Origin of the sequence: Microbacterium sp. ISL-103 (genome assembly GCF_018613995.1) — a bacterium.
Classification (GTDB): Bacteria; Actinomycetota; Actinomycetes; order Actinomycetales; family Microbacteriaceae; genus Microbacterium.
This window is the reverse complement of the sequence record NZ_JAGGPD010000355.1, coordinates 3470-3910: the sequence shown is the minus strand read 5'-3', so window position 1 is coordinate 3910 and position 441 is coordinate 3470. Positions and strand designations below refer to the sequence as shown.

The 441-nt window shown below is 61.5% G+C and carries 2 pseudogenes; both read right to left on the bottom strand.

The window, feature by feature from the left end:
- A pseudogene (locus J7E68_RS13165) lies at positions 1 to 231 on the bottom strand (carbohydrate ABC transporter permease); the annotation flags it as partial.
- A 1-nt stretch (position 232) separates the two neighbouring features.
- Positions 233 to 441: pseudogene (locus tag J7E68_RS19855) on the bottom strand (sugar ABC transporter permease); the annotation flags it as partial.

The window sequence follows — 441 nt, the reverse complement described above, 5'->3', positions numbered from 1 at the left end:
ATACGAGAAGGTCGCGACGAGGTTGTCGAAGAACGCGAAGTCGTCGGAGAACCACAGGCCGAACGAGCTGAAGAGACCCGACTGCGTCTTCGTCGAGCTGAACAGCAGCCAGACGAGCGGCACCAGCGTGTACAGCGCGTAGGCGACCATCACGATCAGCAGGATCTTGGACTTGCGCGGGTTCATCAGATCGTGACGCTTCTGAGAAGGGCGGGCGAGGGGGAGTGCCATGTCAGCGCACCTCGGTCTTCGAGCCGCGCAGCTGCACGACGTAGGCGATGACCGCGGTGATGACGCCCATGATGATGGCGATCGTCGCGGCGTAGTTGAACTGCTGTCCGGCGAACGAGAGGTTGTACGCGTACATGTTGGGTGTGAAGTACGTCGTGATCACGTTGGGGGCCAGGGGGCGCAGGCTGTTGGGCTCGTTGAAGAGCTGGA